16 protein-coding genes and 1 tRNA gene are annotated in these 16,757 nt (G+C 62.5%); 11 read left to right on the top strand and 6 right to left on the bottom strand.

Going from position 1 to position 16,757, the window contains the following annotated elements; all coding sequences use genetic code 11:
- The first annotated feature begins 18 nt into the window (after positions 1-18).
- Entirely contained in the window at positions 19-1,038 is a 1,020-nt protein-coding gene (locus AB3X95_RS25540; RefSeq protein WP_176366314.1) for a D-cysteine desulfhydrase family protein, read from the top strand.
- Between the two features lie 121 nt (positions 1,039-1,159).
- On the opposite strand, the gene AB3X95_RS25535 is transcribed toward AB3X95_RS25540, so the two are convergent.
- Positions 1,160-1,244: transfer RNA gene (locus AB3X95_RS25535), tRNA-Leu, on the bottom strand.
- Between the two features lie 535 nt (positions 1,245-1,779).
- Between AB3X95_RS25535 and yfcF the strand changes: the two genes are divergently transcribed.
- The 3 genes from yfcF to AB3X95_RS25520 all read left to right on the top strand — a co-directional run bounded on the left by yfcF (position 1,780) and on the right by AB3X95_RS25520 (position 4,238).
- Positions 1,780-2,412, top strand: coding sequence for a glutathione transferase (gene yfcF / locus AB3X95_RS25530; RefSeq protein ID WP_368622872.1), 633 nt, complete (start codon positions 1,780-1,782; stop codon positions 2,410-2,412).
- 591 nt (positions 2,413-3,003) lie between these two features.
- Positions 3,004-3,729, top strand: a complete 726-nt coding sequence (locus AB3X95_RS25525; protein WP_368622871.1) for a cytochrome c oxidase assembly protein — start codon at positions 3,004-3,006, stop codon at positions 3,727-3,729.
- Positions 3,726-4,238 (top strand): CopD family protein, encoded by a 513-nt coding sequence (locus tag AB3X95_RS25520; RefSeq protein WP_368622870.1) that lies wholly within the window; start codon positions 3,726-3,728, stop codon positions 4,236-4,238. The genes AB3X95_RS25525 and AB3X95_RS25520 overlap by 4 nt, the downstream gene beginning before the upstream one ends.
- Here the strand turns inward: AB3X95_RS25520 and AB3X95_RS25515 are convergent.
- Positions 4,202-4,714 (bottom strand): DUF2231 domain-containing protein, encoded by a 513-nt coding sequence (locus tag AB3X95_RS25515; protein ID WP_368622869.1) that lies wholly within the window; start codon positions 4,712-4,714, stop codon positions 4,202-4,204. The genes AB3X95_RS25520 and AB3X95_RS25515 overlap by 37 nt on opposite strands.
- Before the next feature lie 51 nt (positions 4,715-4,765).
- Between AB3X95_RS25515 and coxB the strand changes: the two genes are divergently transcribed.
- The 5 genes from coxB (at position 4,766) to AB3X95_RS25490 (ending at position 10,000) form a co-directional block, all read left to right on the top strand.
- Complete coding sequence (coxB, locus tag AB3X95_RS25510) at positions 4,766-5,452, top strand: cytochrome c oxidase subunit II (protein WP_176121043.1); 687 nt, start codon at positions 4,766-4,768, stop codon at positions 5,450-5,452.
- Positions 5,449-7,986 (top strand): cytochrome c oxidase subunit I, encoded by a 2,538-nt coding sequence (gene ctaD, locus AB3X95_RS25505; protein ID WP_368622868.1) that lies wholly within the window; start codon positions 5,449-5,451, stop codon positions 7,984-7,986. Before coxB ends, ctaD begins: the two co-directional genes overlap by 4 nt.
- A complete protein-coding gene (locus AB3X95_RS25500) occupies positions 7,983-8,318 on the top strand; it encodes a hypothetical protein (RefSeq protein WP_176106881.1) in 336 nt (111 codons plus the stop codon). The genes ctaD and AB3X95_RS25500 overlap by 4 nt, the downstream gene beginning before the upstream one ends.
- Before the next feature lie 192 nt (positions 8,319-8,510).
- Positions 8,511-9,281, top strand: a complete 771-nt coding sequence (locus tag AB3X95_RS25495; protein ID WP_176121040.1) for a tetratricopeptide repeat protein — start codon at positions 8,511-8,513, stop codon at positions 9,279-9,281.
- Positions 9,282-9,301: 20 nt separating this feature from the next.
- Entirely contained in the window at positions 9,302-10,000 is a 699-nt protein-coding gene (locus AB3X95_RS25490; protein ID WP_184225302.1) for a hypothetical protein, read from the top strand.
- 378 nt (positions 10,001-10,378) lie between these two features.
- Here the strand turns inward: AB3X95_RS25490 and AB3X95_RS25485 are convergent, their stop codons facing one another.
- Entirely contained in the window at positions 10,379-10,636 is a 258-nt protein-coding gene (locus tag AB3X95_RS25485; protein WP_368622867.1) for a hypothetical protein, read from the bottom strand.
- A 22-nt stretch (positions 10,637-10,658) separates the two neighbouring features.
- Between AB3X95_RS25485 and AB3X95_RS25480 the strand changes: the two genes are divergently transcribed.
- The gene (locus AB3X95_RS25480; RefSeq protein WP_368622866.1) at positions 10,659-12,437 is read left to right on the top strand and encodes an arabinofuranosidase catalytic domain-containing protein; all 1,779 of its coding nucleotides are present in this window, start codon (positions 10,659-10,661) and stop codon (positions 12,435-12,437) included.
- A 126-nt stretch (positions 12,438-12,563) separates the two neighbouring features.
- Here AB3X95_RS25480 and AB3X95_RS25475 read toward each other — a convergent pair whose 3' ends face one another.
- Complete coding sequence (locus AB3X95_RS25475; RefSeq protein ID WP_176121037.1) at positions 12,564-13,919, bottom strand: MFS transporter; 1,356 nt, start codon at positions 13,917-13,919, stop codon at positions 12,564-12,566.
- Between the two features lie 266 nt (positions 13,920-14,185).
- Between AB3X95_RS25475 and AB3X95_RS25470 the strand changes: the two genes are divergently transcribed.
- On the top strand, positions 14,186-15,289 hold the full coding sequence (locus AB3X95_RS25470; protein WP_368622865.1) for a poly(3-hydroxybutyrate) depolymerase: 1,104 nt from the start codon (positions 14,186-14,188) through the stop codon (positions 15,287-15,289).
- A 27-nt stretch (positions 15,290-15,316) separates the two neighbouring features.
- On the opposite strand, the gene eutA is transcribed toward AB3X95_RS25470, so the two are convergent.
- Positions 15,317-16,090 carry an ectoine utilization protein EutA gene (eutA, locus tag AB3X95_RS25465; protein WP_368622864.1) on the bottom strand — a complete coding sequence of 258 codons (774 nt, stop codon included), beginning with the start codon at positions 16,088-16,090 and terminating at the stop codon, positions 15,317-15,319.
- Between the two features lie 3 nt (positions 16,091-16,093).
- Positions 16,094-16,753: an ectoine/hydroxyectoine ABC transporter permease subunit EhuD gene (gene ehuD / locus AB3X95_RS25460; protein ID WP_368622863.1), complete on the bottom strand. Its 660-nt coding sequence runs from the start codon at positions 16,751-16,753 to the stop codon at positions 16,094-16,096.
- Positions 16,754-16,757: the final 4 nt, after the last annotated feature.

The raw sequence follows: 16,757 nt of genomic DNA, 5'->3' as shown, positions 1-16,757 counted from the left end.
TCTCGCCCGCCCACGACCATGAACTCCGCCTTATCGCACCGCCTGGATTTATCAAGGTTTCCGCGGCACGCGCTTCTCGAAGGCCCGACGCCAATTCAGCACCTTGCGCGTCTGAGCGCTCGCCTCGGCGGCGCGGACATCTACGTCAAAAGAGAAGATCTGACGGGATTGGGTGGCGGCGGCAACAAGCTGCGCAAGCTCGAATTTCTGATTGGAGAAGCGCTCGCGCGTGGCGCGGACACCATCATTACCGTCGGCGCACGTCAATCGAACCATGCGCGCCTGACGGCGGCCGCGGCGGCTCGCGTCGGACTTCAATGCGAGCTGGTACTGACGAGAACCGTGCCCCGTTCCGATCACGACTACATGGAGAACGGCAACGTGCTGCTCGATGCGCTATTCGATGCTCGCGTGCACGATCTTCCCGGCACGGCCAACGCACTGCAATTCGCCGAGGAGCGCGCGAACGAGTTGCGGGCGCACGGCCGTAACGTGTATGTGTGTCCGTTGGGCGGTTCGAGCCCGGCCGGTTGCCTCGGCTATGCGGACTGCGCCGCTGAAATCGTCGCGCAATCGCAAGCGCAAAACGTGGCTTTCGATCGCATCGTGGTGCCGAACGGAAGCGGCGGCATGCATGCGGGGCTAGTTGCGGGTTTGGTTGCGCTGGGACTCGATCCGTCAAGTATTGCCGCATTCACGGTGTATGGGAATGCCGGGCATGCGCGCACGATTACCCTGGATAAAGCGAATCAGACGGTTCGATTGATCGACCCAAGCCTATGCGTGAATGATGACGCGATCTCGATCGACGAAGCGCAGCTTGGACCCGGTTACGGCATTCCAACCGATAACATGCGCGCTGCCGTTCGGCTGATGGCATCGACGGAAGGTTTGCTGCTCGATCCCGTGTATAGCGGCAAAGCTTTTGCAGGGCTCGTCGAAAACGTGAGTACCGGCAAGTATCCTGCCGGACAGAAGATTCTATTCGTGATGAGCGGCGGACTTCCGGGGCTATTTGCCTATAGGAACGAGTTCTGAGCGATGAAGCGCGACGAAAGTGAATTGCAGAAGAAGCGGAGACAACGCGATGGTCTGGTATGGGCCGCCGTTGTCTGAAGAAAGCGCGAAGCGCTTGAAGATTCGAACCAACGATTCGAAATGGTGCCCAGGGCGGGATTTGAACCCACACGCCTTTCGGCGCTACCCCCTCAAGATAGTGCGTCTACCAATTTCGCCACCTGGGCAGAGGGGCGCCATTGTATCAGCTAAAAATTTTTTTTGAAGCCCCTCGCGTGATTTGGTTCGGCGGCTGAGATACCGGAGGAAGAAACGATGTGGTCCCACGCAGTAACGCTCCCCGGCGACCGATTCAAGCGCTGCCCGTCGTCTCGCAACAGCTAGTAAGGTTTGACGTTTGTGGGCCGCTACTCCGGCGAATGCGGCAAATGGTGGGCCGTTATGCTCGCACGCTGATGCGCTGATTGAGCGCCTTCCACAGCGAACACAACCATGTCACCACGACGCACACATTCTTCGCGACTTCGGCATCGTCTTCTTCTCGCGTCGCTGCTGACGTCGCTATCCATGCTGCAGGGCTGCGCCACGACGGCAGAGAACCTTGCCGTAGGCTTTGGTCTCGGCGCAGTCGGCACCGTGTCGGCGTTAGGCTGCCTGCTGGCCTGCGAGATGGCCAATCCGCACTGGTGAAACGCCGCACGGCGCGCAACGGGCGGTTAGTATTCCAATCTCGACATCGTTGACTAACGAAACGGAGCCCGTATGCCACAAGACCGCCTTCACCTGTACACCGACGCGCAATTCGCGAGCCCCTACGCGATGTCCGTCTTCGTGACGCTGCGCGAGAAGCGCTTGCCGTTCGACCTTTCGACCATCGATCTCGCGAGCAAAGCAAATCTCGCCGCCGACTACGCGGCCCTTTCAATGACGCAGCGCGTGCCGACGCTGATACACGAAGACTTTGCGCTATCGGAGTCCTCGGCGGTCACCGAGTACCTCGACGAGACTTTCCCGGACACTCCGGTTTATCCGCAAGATCGGCGTCTGCGCGCACGAGCACGCCAGGTGCAAGCCTGGCTGCGCAGTGATCTGCTGCCGATTCGCGAAGAGCGTTCCACCGAAGTCATCTTCTACGGATCGCGCGGCGGCCCGCTTTCGTCGCGCGCACAGGAAGCGGCTCAAAAACTCTTCGCCGCCGCCGATGCATTGCTTCCAGCCGATTCGCCAAATCTGTTCGGCGAGTGGTGCATCGCCGATATGGACCTCGCATTGATGCTCAATCGCCTCGTGCTGAATGGGGATCCCGTTCCGCACAAGCTCAAGGACTACGCCACACAACAATGGCAGCGCGCTAGCGTGCAGCAGTGGGTCCAACTGGAGCGTCCAGCGCTATAACCCGATCGGCGTGGCTGCATGCCACGCTGAAAAACCGTCAATAGAAGTGGCAAAGACCAGCAACATATCTGAATAGAGAAGCATTAAAAGATGCAGTAAAAGCGAATATTACATTCGCGTTTTATCAGACCGTCGCTTCTCCGCCAGTGCCCGATTTCGCGCCCTCTCCCTTTGCTGCCTCACCCGCAGGATGCTAACGACAATCAGCACGATCGCAAGCAATGACAATTCGATGATTGCGGGAATTCGAATGGGATCATGAAACATGGCGGGCCTCCGTCACATGATTTCATCATAGTATGCTGGGCAGGCCGCGCCTGAAGTATTGCGCCGCACCATTGCAATTCAATCGCCGCCAATACATCAGCGTTTATGCCGCTGGCAAAAAGAGTGCGAGCGACAAATTGAAAACATTCTGTCACGCAAAAACTTACACGAGTCAGATAGCCGTCCCTAAACACCTTATTTGCGCTAGAGTACACAAGCGATCAGTTGGATCGTGAGCCGTCCCGACATTTCAAAGGTGTTATTTGTCACGCTTTTGCTTGCGTGTACTAAAGAAGCGCCTGGACTCGTTGAAGACATCGCGCCATGCCATATTTTCCTGTCGCCTACTGTGGTCCCGCGGCTGTCCCCGAGAGCTTGTGGTTGCGCTGGAATACCGATCCGCCATTGCTGGTCGCGCTCGCGGCGCTCGCATGGGTCGTGGCGAGCGGCCGCTCGGCGAATGCACGGGCGGGATGGGGCGCCGTCGCGCTGATGGCCCTCGTGTTCGTGTCGCCGCTTTGCGCGTTGTCCTCGGCATTGTTCTCCGCGCGCGTTACTCATCACGTCATTCTGATCGCTGCAGTAGCTCCACTGCTCGCCCTTACGTTTCCGTTGCCGCGCCTCGCGTATCCGCCGCTTGTACCCGTGGTCGCAGCGCATGCCGTGATCATCTGGCTGTGGCATGCACCGGGGCCCTATGCGTGGGGACTGTCGAGCGTACCCGGCTACTGGCTGATGCAGATCACTTTGCTTGGCAGTGCATGGCTCATGTGGCGCAGCATCTTCTCGCCGTCGCTGCCGACCGGCCCCGCGCTGATGGCGCTGGTCGCGACGATCGGCCATATGGGTTTGCTCGGCGCGTTGATCGTGTTCGCGCCGGTACCGCTCTACGTCGCGCACTTCGCGACCACCGCCGCGTGGGGGCTGACGCCGCTCGCCGACCAGCAACTCGCCGGACTGTTGATGTGGGTACTGGCGATGATCCCTTATCTCGCGGCAGGACTTTCGCTCGTCTGGTCAAGCCTGCGCGTCAGAGAGCCCGCGCTGTGACGACCCTTCTGAAGTTCGTTCATCTGGCCGCGATCGCGATCTGGTCGGGTGGTTTGCTCGTGCTGCCGTATCTGTTCTGGCAGCGTCGCGGGTTCGCGGCCGGCAGCGAGCTCGACCGGCTGCACCGCATCACGCGTCTCGTGTTCGTGGAACTGACCTCGCCCGCCGCTTTCGTCGCGATTGCGAGCGGCACCGCGCTGATTTTTCTGCAAGCCACCTTCGTCGAATGGTTCACCGCGAAGATGGTGTTCGTCGGCATCATGGCGATGCTGCACGTGCTGGCCGGCCTCGTACTGCACGATCTGTATCTGCCCGACGGCCGCTTCAGCCGTGCCTCGGCGATCGCGCTGACCATCGCTTATCTGATCGTGATCGTCGCGATCATCTGGATCGTGCTGGCAAAGCCCCACATCGACTCGAACCTGCTGGCCCCGCATCTGTTCGAGCCCGGCGGACTTGGCCGGTGGCTGCATCACTCCTTTGGCGAAACGAGAATCCCCACGCCATGATCGAACACGAGCTTGCCCCCATGCCAGCCGGCGAAGCCCGTCATCACCGAGCTGAGCACCGACAGCACGAGCCCATGCGGCAGGATCTCATCGGGGTAGTAAAGACGCACGCCCCAGTTCGCTCCCGCGAGCGCGACGAGCGTCATCGCGGCGACCGCATGCGACCAGCTCGCTTCCTTCAGGCGGATGCCGCGCACCAGCAGCAACTCGGCGGTACCGACCACGCTCGCGGCCACGCCGCTCCAGAACGCGAAGCCGGCGGCCCACAAGCCGGCGCGAACCCAGAACGGGTCGCCCGTCCACCAGTAGATCACGTCGACGCCCAACGTCGCGACGACGAACGCGATCGGGAAATGCACCATCATCACGTGAATCGGATGACCGACGAGCGCCACCGCCGAGCCCTTGTCGAGCCGCAACAGCTCGAGCATCACTTCGCTTCGCGTCTCGTTTCCAGGATTACGTTTGTTTGCCATGGTGGTGTGCCCTCGCATCGAATGCCTGGTGCTGCAAACCATCATAGCTGCTTGCGTCTGACGGTCCAAGCCGGATCGCTCGCCGCGTTGTCCGGCTGCAGCGGGCCGCTGTCGACGCTCGAGCCGTCGGGTCCGGCCGCCGCATCGATCGCCGGGCTATGGTGGGTGATGCTGGCCGGCGCCGCGATCCTGTTCGCGATGGTGCTCGTACTGTTTCTGCTGACGGTGTTCCGGCCCGGCTGGGGCTCGCATGTGTCGCCCGCGCGCTGGATCGTGCTCGGCGGTCTCGTGCTGCCCGCGGTGATCCTGATCCCGTTGATCTGCTATGCGCTGTACGCGGGCGAGTTGCTGTTGCCGTTGCGCGCGCACGCGCCCGCGCGCATCGAGGCGATCGCGCAGCAATGGCGCTGGACCTTCCGGTACCCGGAACTGGGCAACGTCGAAACCGACAGCGTGCTCCATCTGCCCGCGCGCACGCCGGTCGACATCGTCGTGACCAGCATGGACGTCGTGCACGCGTTCTGGATTCCGCGCTTCGCGGGCAAGATCGACGCCGTGCCGGGCCACCACAACCTGCTGCGCATCGAGGCCGACGAGCCCGGCCAGTACGCCGGGCAATGCAACGAGTTTTGCGGCATCGGTCACGCGGGGATGCACTTCACCGTGATCGTCGATCGTCCGGAAGATTTTCCGGCTGCTGTCAAAAACGCCGCCGCCAACGGGGAGGTGAAGAAATGAGTGTGCCCGTCGAGCCGCCATCACAGGGCATCACCGCGCTGCGGCTGCATCGCCAGCTTGCCGCAATCTGGGCCACCGGGCCGGGCGTGCAGAAGCTCGCCGCGGTCAACCATACGGTTCTCGGCATGCGCATGATGATCACGTCGTTCGTGTTCTTCGCGATCGCCGGGATTCTCGGCATGCTTACGCGCGTGCAACTCGCGACACCGCATGCGGCCTTCATGGATGTCGAGACCTATAACCAGGTCTTCACGATGCATGGATCGATGATGCTGTTCCTGTTCGCGATCCCGATGGTCGAAAGCTTCGCGGTCTATCTGACGCCGAAGATTCTCGGCACGCGCGACTTCGCGTTTCCGCGCCTGACGGCTTACGGCTACTGGTGCTATCTGTTCGGCGGCACGATCCTGACCGTGGCGCTGATTCTGCGCAGCGCGCCCGACGGCGGCTGGTTCATGTACACGCCGCTCAGCTCCAACGTATTCACGCCCGGGTTGAACGCCGACGTCTGGCTGCTCGGCATCACGTTCGTCGAGATCTCGGCATTGTCGCTCGCGATGGAAATCGTCGTGTCGATCCTGAAGATGCGCGCGCCGGGCATGTCGCTCGATCGCATGCCGATCTTCGCGTGGTACATCCTCGTCACCGCGATGATGATGATCGTCGCGTTTCCGCCGCTGATTCTCGGCTCGATCCTGCTCGAGGTGGAGCGCGCGTTCAACCTGCCGTTCTTCGATCCGACGCGCGGCGGCGATCCGCTGCTATGGCAGCACCTGTTCTGGCTATTCGGCCACCCGGACGTCTACATCATCTTCCTGCCGATGGCCGGCGTGCTGTCGACGATGATTCCCGTGTTCGCGCGACGCCGCCTGATCGGGTATCGCGCGATCGTCGTCGCGATCATCGCGCTCGCGTTCCTGAGCTTCGGCATCTGGGTGCACCATATGTTCACGGTGGGCATTCCGCATCTGGCGCTCGCGTTCTTCTCGGCGGGCTCGGCGATCGTCGCGGTGCCCACCGCGATCCAGTTCTTCGCGTGGCTCGCCACGCTGTCGCACGGCCGCCCGCGCTGGGATGTGCCGATGCTGTACATCTTCGGCTTCTTCTTCGTATTCACATGCGGCGGGCTCACAGGCGTGATGCTCGCGATCGTGCCGTTCGACTGGCAAGCGCACGACACCTACTTCGTCGTCGCGCACATGCACTACGTGGTGGCCGGCGCGCTGGCGTTTCCGATGCTCGCCGCGTTCTACTACTGGCTGCCGCTGCTGACCGGGCGCACCGCCGTGCATAAGCTTTCCGTGCCGGCATTCTGGCTCGTGTTCATCGGCTTCAACATGACCTTCTTCATGATGCACCTGACCGGCCTGCTCGGCATGCCGCGGCGCGTCTTCACGTATAGCGGCGACGAAGGCTGGAACGGGCTCAATCTGCTGTCGTCGGTGGGCAGCTTCGTGATGACGATCGGCTTCGCGCTCGTCGTGATCGACATCATCGTGCAATTGCGTTTCGGCCAACGCGTGCGGCGCAACCCGTGGCAATCGACCACCCTCGAATGGGCAATGCCGATTCCGCCCGCGCCGTACGCATTCGCGTCGATCCCGCACATCGACGCCGAAACCGAAAAGGTGTCCCCGGGGCAGCTGGCGACCTCGCTTGCACGCGGCGACGGCTACCTCGGCTTCACGCGCAACGGCTGGCAGGAGGCGCTAGGCGTGCATATGACTTCGGGCGAGGCCGAACAGCTGATCGTGCTGCCGAACTCGACGTATCTGCCGCTCGTCACTGCACTCGTGACGGCCGCGGCGGTGCTCGCGATGCTGTTCAAGTTCTATCTGCTGTCGGTCGCATTCGCGTTCGCGACGTTTGGTCTCTTCATCTACGCGGGCCAGAGCGCGGGGCACGCGCGCGATTACGGCGCGCTGCCGGTCGGCCGCGGCGTCAGCGTGCCGCCGCATACCGAGGTGGCGGGTGCGCCGTCATGGCTTTCGATGATCTGCGCGCTGGTCGCGGACGGCACGCTGTTCACGTCGCTGGTCTTCGGCACGTTCTATCTGTGGATCGCCGCGCCGCACTGGCCGGCTGCGGTCGCGCCGCATCCGAACCGTCTGCTCGCGCTCGTCGCGGTCGTCGCGCTCGCGGTGGCCGCAGCCGCCACGCGTGGCTCGTTGCGCGCGGCCGCCGCCGAGCGCAAACCGCACGGCACGATCGGGCTCTGCGCGATCGCGCTGATCGTCGCGCTGGTCGCCTGCGTGATGCTGATCGACGGCGTGACACCGAATCCGCGCGAGCATGCGCTCGGCGCGACGGCGGCGGCGCTGCTCACGTATATCGCGGTTCACGCGGGCGTCGGGCTGCTGTTCCTGATCAGCAACGTGCTGCGTGTCGGCGCGGGCTTCGTTTCCGCGCGACGCCTGACCGATCTGCGCCTTACGCGCTTGTGGGTCGATTACACGCTGGCGACGGGCGTCATCGCGCTCGGACTCGTGCTCGCGTTGCCGAGTCTCGTCGCCATGCTGGGAGCCAGACCATGAGCGCGCGTCCGCTTTCGCCGCGTCGGTTGTGGTGGCTCGCCGTCGGCTTCACGATCTGGTGTCTCGCGTTCGTGATCCTGTATGCGCTGCATGCAATTGGCTGCGCGTTCGCGTGGCCGGCCGGCCCGCTGCGCGCGAGTCTCGCGATCATTCTGCTGCTGCATTTGGTCGCAATCGGCTGGCTATGGCGCTATCGCGCCGCGACCCGCGACCCTGGGCCCGAACGTATCAGCTCGTTCGTGCATACCGTCGTCGTCTGGACCCTGATCGCGGCGCTGGTCGCGACCGTGATCACGTTCGGGCCCGCGCTGCTGCTCACCACCTGCGTCTGAACGTGCACTGAACGCGAGGGCGGCCGCCGCACCCCGGCATGGACAAGCACCGACGCAGCCCGCTCGTGCTACTGTTTGGCGGCAAGACCTGGGACTCGTTGACGCTCGGCGAACTGAAGGTGCCGCGCATCCGCTACCATTCCGAGCGCTACGGTTTCGTCGCTTTTCCTCATGCTCGAAGGTTGAATCGATATGCCCTACTTCTTTGGAATTGGTCTTCACGTTTTCATTGCGATCTTTTTCGCCATCCACGCGATGCGCAATAACCAGGGCATCTACTGGCTGTTCATTCTGTTTGCCTTTCCGCTGCTCGGCAGCGTCGTGTACTTCTTCGCGATCTATCTGCCGGGTCTGCGCCATACGCGCGGCGCGCGAGTGGCCACGCAGGCGATCACGCAATTCGTCGATCCGAATCGCGCGCTGCGTGAAGCGCGCGCCGCTTTCGAGCGCGCGCCGACCGTACAGCATCGGATGCGGCTCGGCGAGGCCTTGCTCGCGGCCGGCAATCCGCGCGAAGCACTCGAACATTTCCAGGCCGCGGCGAATGGTCCCTTTGCAAACGATCCCGCGCTACTGCTAGGTCTTGCGCGTTCGCAGTTCGGCCTCGGCAACTACACGGCCGCCGATACGACGTTGGCAAATCTGTTCTCGGTCAATCCGCACGCGCGCAATCAGGGCGAATCGGCGCTGCTGTATGCGCGCACGCTGGCCGCGCTGAACGCGCCCGGCGCGCGCGCCGCATTCGAACACTCGCTGACCTGCGCAACCGACGTCGCGCCGCGCTGCCTGTTCGCAGAATGGCTCGCCGCGCAACCGGAAGACGCGGACCGCCGCCGCGCCGGTGCCCTCTACGCGGAAATCGTGCAGGACGCCAAACATTGGCCGCGTCACGCGCGCGAACACAATCGCGAGTGGCTGCAGCGGGCGCAGGCCGCGTTGGCGTCCGGTGCGGCTCGAACCTGAGCATGCCGAGGAGAACATCGATGCGACGCGCAACCCGGTCTTTCGCTTTGGCGCTGTATGCCGCGATGGCGGCGATGGCTTTCGGTAGCGGCGGCGCCTCGACTTCCGCGCAGGCCGCTGGCACGGAGAAGCCGTTCAAATGGCCCGCCTCGTTCGTCGTGCTCGGCAATGGCTATCCGCACCCGGGCGATGTCTGCCGGCGGCTCGGCGAGTCGGCCGCGACCGCGAACTATCTCGACCATATGGCGATGCTGGTCGGTTGCCCAGGTCCGCGCGACAGCGGCGCCGTGCGCGCGATCGCCGAGCACCAGCGGCGCGCGCGCGTGGTCGGCGAAGCGGATGGCGTGACGCTGATTTCCATTTCGACGGAAGCCGCTCAGACCAGTTCGCAGAATGGTCACGCGCCCGTGAAGGAATCGCCGCTCAGCGCGAGCGGCACACTGCCATGCGAGCGCGGCAACGGACAGATCAGAACGATGTGCAAGTTCGGCGTCGTGCATCACAGCGATCGATCGACAACGGTCGTGGTGTATTGGCCGGACGGCACGACGCGAGCCATTTTCTTCGCCGTCAACGGCCGTGTGATGGGCACGGCTGCGTCCGCGAACGATCAGCCGACGCCCGGCGACACGCTTACGAGCAAACATGCCGGCATCAATCTGATTTCGGTCGGCAACGAACGCTATGAAATCGAGGACACGATTCTGTCCGGTGGTTGAATTGCGTTGAAGTACATCGGCGCAAGCCATGCGCGGTTGAAGCTCTGATTCGCCGCGCGTCACTTTCATTTCTATTCCCTCTCGCTTCACGGTGTCGCGCCTGATTCGCCACGGCGCTCGCAATCACGTCATCGCGGCAGCATGCCGCGTGTGTCGCACCGACCAAAATATTAGTAATAATTCCGTAAAGCCCCCGCATGTATGCGGAATGCTTACCCGCATACAGCTTGATTATTTTCATCCTCCTACGGCTCGGATACGGGATTACCCCATGCCGGAAAATCGATATTGTTGATTAATATTATTACCGGCCGGCGTTAGCCGCCAGCCCCCAGCGGCCGTCTTGCGGAGCAACCAACAATAAGTATTTCCAATCGATCAGCGGTTCAAACAAGAGGAGGTCATGATGTCCAGAAGAATAAGATTAGTGGCGGCCTGGCTGGCGATGGTCGTCGGACTCGCCGCGTGTAATGGCGACAATAGCGGCGTATCGACATCGCCGGTGGCGAACGCGGCCATCTCGAACGCCGCGGTATCCAGCAACGCACCGCAATCGAATTCGAACGCATCGGCGAACAACAACAACAACTCGACCACTCCGCCGCTGCCCTGCGACGCCGCCGCGACCGCCAACACGCCCTGCTCCGCCGCGCACAGCGTGACCCGGCTTCTGACGAAGAACTACACGGGCCCGCTGTTTCAGATTCAACGCGCGTCCGACAACACGACGCTCGACATCTATCCGTACACCAACAGCACGCTGAAGGGCGGCGACCGCTCGCTGGTCGGCTCGGCGAATGTGCAGAGCGCGCAATCCTTCTGCAACAACACGACCTGTTCGGTTACCTACATCTACGACCAGATCGATCTGGTCGCGCCGCTGAAGAACGGCGCGTTCGGTAATGTCCCCGCGACGCTGACGCTGAACCAGGACGGCACCGAATCGCTAAGCGTCCAGAACGGCAGCAAAACGACCACGGTACCGGTGCTCAACGGCTTCGCGACGATCACGCTGCCCGGCACCTCCGGCACCCTGACCGTGCAACTGCTTCAGCCGCCGACCGCGTTGACCGCACAGACGCCGACGCAGCAATTGACGATCGGCAACGACTTGCCAGCGCTGCCCGGCACGCCGGCCAGGCTCGGGTTCGTCACGACGAACGGTGTCCAGATCGCGGCTCTCGGCACGCTCGCCGGGCAGGCCTACCGCAAACGCTTCGGCACGGTGAACCAGTCGATCGGCGATAGCGAAATCGCCGAGTACATGGTCGCTGGCGCGCACTACAGCCAATCGTCGACCTGCTGCGGCACCTACGGCAACATGGAAAGCAGCGCGAATCCGAGCACCTATGCGCACGGCGAAATCGAAGGCGAAATGTTCGCGCTCGCGTTCTCGAACGGCAACGCGGCCGTATTCGGCTATTGCGACGGCGACTCGATTCAGCCGTCGAACGTGAAGGACCCGGTGTGCAATGCACTCGATACAAACTGGCCGGGTGTGGATGCCGAAGCCGGCGTCTATCTGTATGGCCCGCAGCAGCCGGCGACAGAGAAGTTCGTCACGGTGCTGTCGAAGTACTCGCCGGTCAACGCGTTGAATCTATTTGCGGTCAAAGGCGGTTCCGCTTCGCAAAGCGTGTTGACAGCGCTGTACGATCAGGCGCCGCCTGAAGCGCTGATCTTCGGCAACGATGCCGGTCACGCATTCAACGGCCAATGGCAAGGCGGTCTGTCGCTCGGCGAAGGCGGCGACGGCAGCGCCGCGCCGATCCAGTTCTTCGAAGGCGCGATCATCACCAAGGCAACGTCCGATACGACCGACAACGCGATCCAGTCGAGCATCGCAAGCTTCTACGGACCGCCGGCCGACGCGGCCGCGTCGGCCTGCTACGCGAACAACCTGATCAATTCGCCGCTCAGTCTCGCGACGCCGGATGCGTGGTTCCAGTCGAACGGCGGCACCGCCGTGCCCGCCACCGACATCTCCGGCGTCAATCTTGGCGCCGCGACGGTCACGAGCACGAATGGTTCGTCCGTGTCGAATATCCACGAAGTGATCCGGGTACAGGGCGGCCAGTCGTACACGTTCACCGACTATGTGCTCGCCACCACCAACGCAACGGTATTCCCCGGCGGCTCGATCCAGACCGACGACCCGAACGGCACCGAGTTCGGCTGGGTGCTGAACACGAACACCGGCGCGATCGTGCGCGGCACGTGGGGCGCGGGACAAGCAACGGCGCTGAGCGCGGTGAAAGCCGGCAACTGGTGGAAAGTGACGATGACGCTGACCGCACCGGCGGGATCGAACAACGCGCAGGTGTTCATCGATCCGCCGACGTCGAACAGTGCAGGCGTGCGTTCGCAGCAGGCCGCGTATTTGAGCGCGACACATTACTGCCCGAGCCTCGCGATACTGAGCGGCACGAAGTCGTAATCACACGTCGCGGGAGAAATATGAACTGCTGAAGTCGAGGCTCGCGGAAAGCCAGCTGGAATAAACACTCAATCGAACACGCGCGGCCGAACCGCATCGATATGCGCTCGGCCACGCCATGTCACCTCAACCAACCACTTCCTGCTTCCCCGGAATGCCTTGCCCGCGCAACGAACACCCGCGCGTTTCAGGCACGAAGACCAGCGCAATCGCACCAACGACGCAGGCCGCCATCATGTAGTAAGCGGGCACCAGCGCATTGCCCGTATGCGCGACCAGCCATTCGTTCGCCATCGGCGCAGTGCCGCCGAAAATCGACGTCGACACGTTATACGCGATCGCCATCCCCGCGTACCGGACCTGGGTCGGGAACATCGCGGGGAACATCGCCGAGATGCTGGCCAATTGCGGCACGTACAACAGCCCGAGCACCGCAAAGCCGATGAACGCACCGGTCACGCTGAGCTTCATCAGCAGGAACATCGGAATCGCCGCGACGAACAGGCCGACCAACGAAAACCACCACACGTTCTTGCGTCCGACGCGATCCGAGAACGTGCCCGCAAACGGCAGGAACACCATCATCGCGAGCATGCCGATCAGCGGCACGAGCAGGGACATGTTGTCGCTCATGCCAAGCTGCTTCTGCATGAAGGTCGGCATATAGGCGAGCAGCACGTAGTTGACGACATTCAAAGCAACCACGAGTCCGCCGAGCTGGATCAGCGGTCGCCAATAGTCGCTCAGCAATGCCTTCAGCGTGACGCAGCTATGCTGCTCCTTATGCATCGTTTCTTCGAGCTCGCGAAAGACCGGCGTGTCTTCGAGCTTGGAGCGCAGATAGAAGCCGATCAGGCCGAGCGGCGCCGCAATCAGAAACGGCAAACGCCATCCCCATGCATGCATCGCCGTGTTGCCGAGCGCGACCGAGCAGCCGAGCATCAGAAACGCGCCGAGCGAGAAGCCCGACAGCGTCGCGAATTCGAGGAAGCTGCCGCAAAAGCCGCGCTTCTTGTCGGGCGCGTATTCGGCCATGAAAGTCGCCGCGCCGCCATATTCGCCACCCGTCGAAAAGCCCTGGATCATTCGCAGCACGACGAGGATCGTCGGCGCCCACCAGCCAATGCTTGCGTAAGTCGGCACGAGTCCGACCAGCAGCGTTGCGACCGACATCAGGATGATCGTCAAAGCGAGCACGTGCTTGCGGCCGAGTCGATCGCCGAGCGGCCCCCAGAACAGGCCGCCTAACGGACGCACGAGAAACGAAATGGCGAACGTCGCGAGTGCGAATAACGTAGCCTGTGAAGTGCTGCCGGGGAACAACGCGGCCGAAATGTAACTGAGGCCATAGGCGTAGATACCATAGTCGAACCACTCGGTCGCATTGCCGAGCGCCGATGCGGCGATCGCTCGTCGCAGCAAGCTGCGCGCTTGCGCCTGCGGTTGCGCGCTCTGCGCGGTCCATGAATGTGCGTAATGCATGTCTCCTCCTGGGATGTCTCTATGCGACACAGGCAACGTCGCCCGAATCAAGATACCGGCGGCACGCTTCCGCAACGATGTTCTAGGACGATGCAGGCATCGGGGTTTTCCATAAAGCCCGCACGGGATGCGGTAATCCGTACGCGTGCGTCGGCGATGCGTCGTGCGCAATCGGGAAAAACAACACGTTTCGGGTGCAATGCACGCTTTAAAATTTCAAGCCGTCGTTCGTTCTACCGATAAGCATTCGAGTGCGAGGCCAACCGGTGAAAGCAGCGCTCTGCACATGTATCACCGCTTTGTCGATGCCATCGGCAGGGTGTTACGCCGAAGCGGCCAGCTATCCGCCATTGCCGGCGCTCAACATCGATATCTCGCAGACCTCTGTCTCCGGCCTCTCGGCGGGAGGTTTCATGGCGGTGCAACTGGCGGTCGCGTACTCGTCGATCATCAAGGGCGTGGGCGTCGTTGCGGCCGGTCCGTACTATTGCTCGCGAAACAGCCTTCTGATCGCCACCACCCGGTGCTCATGCACCGTCCGACCGGCGAGCGCCTGCCGGGTCTCGCCTGACAGCACCAATGTGCCACGGCTCGTCTCGATGGCCAGGACGTTTTCGGCCAGTCGCCTGATCGACGATGTCGCCAGGATCATGGGCCAACGAATCGTCACGATATCGGGAGCGAAAGATGCGAGCGTGCCTGCGCCCATCGTCGCCCAGTTGCAGGCGTTCTATGCGGCACTCGGCGTGCCGGCACAGAACATGACTCAAATCGGCATTGCCGATGCGGGCCACACGATGCCCACCATCGACTATGGCGTGGCCTGCGCAAAAAGCGAATCGCCTTTCATCGGCAAGTGCGATGTCGATGGCGCGAAGCAGATACTGGGCTGGATCTACGGACCTGCTCCGCTCGCGCCGCCTGCCGCGGCAACGCCACCGGGACGCTTCATCCGCTTCGATCAGAGCCGTTATCTACCGGCCAGCCAGCCAGCGAGCTTTTTGCGCAGGACGGGCATGGACGCCACCGGGTGGCTGTATGTACCGAGCACATGCAATGCCGGAGCACCGTGCCGGCTGCACGTTGCGCTGCACGGCTGCCGGCAGGGGCAGGCGTATGTCCCGCTCGGCTCACCGACCGGGCTCTCCTACGGAACCACGTTCGTCCGGCACGCCGGCTATACGCAGTGGGCGGACAACAACCGGATCGTCGTGCTATATCCGCAGGCGGTATCGATTCCAATAACCAACCCGAACGGATGCTGGGACTGGTGGGGATATACCGGCCGACATTTCGCCGATCAGCAAGGCGTTCAGATGCGCGCGATCCGCAACATGATCGAACGGCTAACGTCGGGCGCAAGCCACTGAGTGGCTGAAAGCCCAACGTCATTCGTATCAGCGCATCAGCAACGGCAGCGTCATCAAACGCCCGTGCTCCGGCCTCGCGTCGTTCTCACCGCACAGCCGCAAACACATCCATGCGGTCGCGAGATTGCTGCTGACCACCGGCTTGGCCGTAGCCTCTTCGATTCGCGCGATGATCCGCGCGGCTCGCACAGCGGTGCACGAGATAAACAGCGCGTCGGAGTCCCGCGCCGTCGCTTCGCGCGCAAAGGCGACGATATCGTCGTGCGAAATCCGTGCCATCTCCCGGTCGTCGGTCAAACCGACGCAAGAGAAGCGATCGATCGCGAAACCTTGTGCAGCAAAGTACTCCGCCATTGGCCCACTCGTTTCGGCGGTGTACGGCGTCAGCACGCTGATACGCCGCGCGCCGAGCGTGTCGAGCGCAGCGACGGCGGCAGTCGTTGGAGTGACCACTCTGGCCGATGGCTTCGCTGCATGAATTGCGCGCTCGATCTGCGCATCACCGATCATCACGGATGCCGACGTGCACGAATACATCACGACGTCGAGCGTTTCGTCGGGCAGGATCAGCGCCGCACCCGCGGTCAGTGACGGTTGCATCGCGCGCAGATTGTCGGGCGTGACCGGGTTCGCATACGGCACGCGATTCACGTAGATGCCGATCCGCTCGCTCGCAACGAGTGCCGCGAAATCCGGCTCGGTGGTGTGATCGGTCGCGAGAATCACGAGGCCGATACGTTTTTCGAAAGCGCGTTCGATCAAATTCGGCGCGCGCTCGAACTGCCGAATAGTTATTTGCATCGTTCAATGTCCCGGAGCCGGAAAACGCTTTTCAAGGAGGCGCACACAGGCCACCGCGATCAGGCTGATGATCAGGAACAGCACGCCGACCAGCGTCATCGGCTCCAGATAGCGGTAATTCGTATTCGCGATGATCTTCGCCTGATTCATCAATTCGAGGACCGTGATCGCCGACAGCAAAGGCGTTTCCTTGAACATCGAGATCAGGTAATTGGCGAGCGCCGGCACCATCGGCGGCACCGCTTCGGGCAAGATCACGTGCTGCCAGGTTTGCGCGGGGCTCAGATTGCAGGCCTTCGCGGCCTCCCATTGCCCGCGCGGAATGCTTTCGATGCCGGCACGATAGACCTCGGCCGCATATGTCGCGTAATGCACGCCGATTGCGAGCACACCGGCCGCGAGCGCCGGCATCCGGATGCCGATGTCGGGCAGCACGTAGAACACGAAATACAGCTGCACCAGCAGCGGCGTGCCGCGAATAAAGCTCGCAATCGCCGAGGTGCCGCGCGACACCACGCGATTCGGTGCGAGCCGCAAGATGGCGATCACCATGCCGACCACGGCGGCCACTACCGCGCCCAGCAAGGTAGCCAGCACGGTGATCTCCAACCCTTGCAGCAGCAGTGGCAGAATCTCGCGCACGAAGCTCCAGTCCCATTCCATACGT

The organism is Paraburkholderia sp. BR13444 (assembly GCF_040948755.1).
Taxonomy (GTDB): Bacteria; Pseudomonadota; Gammaproteobacteria; order Burkholderiales; family Burkholderiaceae; genus Paraburkholderia; species Paraburkholderia youngii.
Note: the sequence above shows the minus strand (reverse complement) of the source record. Positions and strands in the feature narration are given on the sequence as shown.